The sequence below is a fragment of the Grylomicrobium aquisgranense genome (assembly GCF_033971865.1).
In the GTDB taxonomy this organism is placed as follows: Bacteria; Bacillota_I; Bacilli_A; order Erysipelotrichales; family Erysipelotrichaceae; genus Bulleidia; species Bulleidia massiliensis.
Genome location: NZ_JALBUR010000063.1, coordinates 1 through 3,689, shown reverse-complemented (window position 1 = coordinate 3,689; position 3,689 = coordinate 1). Strand labels below are relative to the sequence as shown.

At 51.0% G+C, this 3,689-nt stretch carries 3 protein-coding genes; all 3 read right to left on the bottom strand.

Annotated elements, in window-relative coordinates:
- Positions 1-180: 180 nt before the first annotated feature.
- Genes eno through MOZ60_RS11310 form a run of 3 tightly spaced genes read right to left on the bottom strand, consistent with a single transcriptional unit; the run spans position 181 to position 3,531 of the window.
- Complete coding sequence (gene eno / locus MOZ60_RS11320; protein WP_342587727.1) at positions 181-1,527, bottom strand: phosphopyruvate hydratase; 1,347 nt, start codon at positions 1,525-1,527, stop codon at positions 181-183.
- Between the two features lie 59 nt (positions 1,528-1,586).
- A complete protein-coding gene (gene tpiA, locus MOZ60_RS11315; protein WP_108774355.1) occupies positions 1,587-2,339 on the bottom strand; it encodes a triose-phosphate isomerase in 753 nt (250 codons plus the stop codon).
- A 4-nt stretch (positions 2,340-2,343) separates the two neighbouring features.
- Positions 2,344-3,531, bottom strand: a complete 1,188-nt coding sequence (locus MOZ60_RS11310; protein WP_108774356.1) for a phosphoglycerate kinase — start codon at positions 3,529-3,531, stop codon at positions 2,344-2,346.
- Positions 3,532-3,689 lie beyond the last annotated feature (158 nt).

Sequence of the window (3,689 nt, the reverse complement as noted above, 5' to 3'; positions counted from 1 at the left end):
ATATGCTAGCTACTGCTTTCGCTCTGGGTTATTCACCCTCGGCTGGTAGTTCACTTCGCTTGGCGACAAATACCCGCGGCCTGCCTCTATTGCAGGCTAGATGTGTGCCATGCCCGACACACTACAGCAAAAAGGGAAGCACATGAGCTTCCCTTTTATGAATCAGATGATCAATGATGCTTACTTGGAGAGTTCCTTGACGTTGTAGAAAGCCTTCTTGCCACGGTATTCAGCAACATCACCGAGTTCTTCCTCAATTCTCATCAGCTCGTTGTACTTGGCAATACGGTCAGTACGGCTCATGGAACCTGTCTTGATCTGGCCGGCATTTGTAGCAACAACGAGGTCTGCAATTGTGGTGTCCTCGGACTCACCGGAACGGTGGGAAACAACAGCTGTCCAGCCAGCTTCCTTAGCCATTTCGATAGCGTTCAGTGTCTCTGTCAGAGTACCGATCTGGTTGAGCTTGATCAGAACGGCATTGGCTGCATGCAGGTCAATACCCTTCTTGATGAACTTAGTGTTGGTAACAAACAGGTCATCGCCAACCAGCTGGATCTTGTCGCCGAGTCTCTCTCTCAGCTTCACCCAGCCATCCCAGTCGTTCTCAGCAAGGCCATCTTCCAGAGAGATCAGCGGATACTTCTCAACCCACTTCTCATACATCTCGATCATCTCTTCAGATGTCTTCTCGCCTTCGCCGGATCTCTTCAGCTCATACTTGCCAGTCTCTTCGTTGTAGAACTCAGAAGAAGCCGGATCCATAGCGAAGCAGATATCTTCACCCAGCTTGTAGCCAGTAGCCTCAACAGCTTCCTTCATCAGAGCCAGAGGGCCTTCATTGCCCAGAGTCTCCAGCGGACCATTGCCGCCCTTGATGGAATCCGGTGCATAGCCGCCTTCATCACCAACACCTGTGTTGTAGCCATACTTCTTGAGGACCTTCTTCAGCTCATGGAATACTTCAGCACCCATGCGGACAGCCTCATGAACGTTCTTGGCACCAACTGGCATGATCATGTACTCCTGGCAGTCAGCAGCAGAATCAGCATGCTTGCCGCCATTGAGGACATTCATCATCGGAACAGGCAGAACCTTGCCATTTGTACCACCGATGTACTTGTACAGCGGCAGACCGCAGGAATCAGCACCTGCATGAGCAGCAGCCAGAGAAACAGCCAGAGTAGCATTTGCACCCAGGTTGCTCTTGAACTCTGTGCCATCGAGATCCAGCATGGTCTTATCAATCAGCGGCTGATCGAAGACATTCAGGCCAATGACAGCCGGTGCAATCTTCTCGTTAACGTTAGCAACAGCCTTCAGAACGCCCTTGCCACCGAAACGGGACTTATCGCCATCACGAAGCTCCAGAGCTTCTCTTTCACCAGTAGAAGCACCGGAAGGTACAATCGCACGGCCAAATGCACCAGACTCAGTTGTAATCTCGCACTCAACAGTAGGGTTGCCGCGGGAATCAAGAACCTCACGTGCATGAACTTCAGCAATCGGATCAATAAAATTAGGCATCTAGATATTTCCTCCTTAATCAGTACCTATTGTTTCCAGGAAAGAATCCTGTAGAAACCTTACTTAGTCGCATCAACGAGCTGCTTGAAGGAATCAACCTTCAAAGAAGCACCGCCGATCAATGCGCCATCGATATCAGCGCAGGCCATATACTCACGGATGTTGTTCGGCTTGACGGATCCGCCATACTGGATGCGGACAGCCTCACCAGTAGCCTCATCATACAGGCCCTTGACCGTATCACGGACAAGCTTGCAGCAGGACTCAGCTGTATTGACATCAGCGCTCTTGCCAGTACCAATTGCCCAGATCGGCTCATACGCAATGACCATTCTGCTGACTTCATCAGCACTCAGACCAGCCAGGCTCTCTGTCAGCTCAGTCTTGAGAACTTCAGCAGTCTTGCCGGCATCATACTCGGCCTCGGTCTCACCAACGCACAGGATCGGGGTAATATCAGCCTCGAACAGTCTCTTTGCCTTGGCAGCGCAGTGTGCACTTGTCTCAGCATAGTATGTACGTCTCTCAGAATGACCGATGATGCAGTATGTGATGCCAACTTCCTTCAGCATCGGCACACTGACCTCACCTGTATAGGCACCGCTGTCCTTCTCGTTGCAGTTTTCTGCAGCAACCTTGATGGCGCCTGCATTCTTAACAGCAACGTCCAGATCAACAAACGGAGCACCGATACCATACTCGGCAGCTTCATTGCCTGTTACATAACCTTCCATGCCCTTGAAGAACTCAAGTGCTTCAGAAGGTGTCTTATTCATCTTCCAGTTACCAAAGATAATAGGTCTTCTTGCCATATCCTTACTTCTCAGGAATCACAGCGACTCCCGGGAGCTCCTTTCCTTCCATGAATTCAAGCGAAGCACCGCCGCCAGTGGAAATGTGGGAGAACTTGTCCGCAAATCCAAGGTTCTTGGCTGCAGAAGCAGAATCGCCGCCGCCGATGATGGTTGTAGCGCCTTCCAGGCCAGCCAGTGTCTCACAGACAGCTTCTGTGCCCTTTGCAAATGCAGGCTTCTCAAACACACCCATCGGACCATTCCAGAATACGGTCTTGGCACCAGCCAGTTCCTTCTGGAACAGCTTTACTGTCTCAGGGCCGATATCCAGTCCCATGTAGCCATCCGGAATCTCACCAGCCTTGACAGTCTTGACATCAGTCGGATTGTCGAAGTCATTGGCAACAACCGTATCTACCGGCAGGAACAGCTTGCCCTTGCCCTTTTCCATGAATTCCTTTGCAAGATCTTCCTTGTCGGCTTCCAGCAGAGAAGTACCAACCTTGCCGCCCTGTGCAGCAGAGAATGTATAGGACATGCCGCCGCCGATGATGACCTTGTCAGCAATCTTCAGCAGGTTCTCAATGACACCGATCTTGTCGGAAACCTTGGCACCGCCCAGAATTGCAACAAACGGACGGGCCGGATCATTCAGAGCCTTGCCCAGAACATTGAGCTCCTTCTCAACCAGGAAACCTACAGCACTGCAGTCCTTCGGCAGATTGCTCGGGATACCAACAGTGGAAGCGTGTGCTCTGTGCACAGAGCCAAAAGCATCCTCAACGAACAGATCGCCCAGGGAAGCCCAGTACTTGCCAAGCTCCGGATCATTCTTTGTCTCACCCTTCTCATAACGGGTATTCTGCATCAGAACGATCGTACCCTCAGCCTGCTCCTTGACAGCATTCTCCAGTTCAGGTCCTCTTGTCGCATTGACAAACTTCACCGGAGCACTCTGCAGCTTAGCCAGGCAGTCAGCGACGATGGACATGTCATTCTTGGCCTTGTCCTCTTCCGTCTTAATCTTGCCCAGATGGCTCAGCAGCAGAACCTTTGCACCATTCTCAGTCAGATATTGAATCGTAGGCAGAGCTGCACGGACACGATTGTCATCCGTAATGACGCTGCCCTTGTGCGGAACGTTGAAGTCAACACGTACAATGACATGCTTGCCTCTTACGTCCAGATCTTTCACAGTAACCTTAGACATTGTAAAGAAACTCCTCCTTCTTAGCGTTTTTATTATATCACCTGCCCATGCCGGCGGTAAATGCCAGCATGTCATCTTGCGAAAACAATCCCATCCAAAAAACAGGGGAAAGCCCCCTGTTCCTGTTCAATCAATTGTCAGGCCAGTTGCAGATGGTG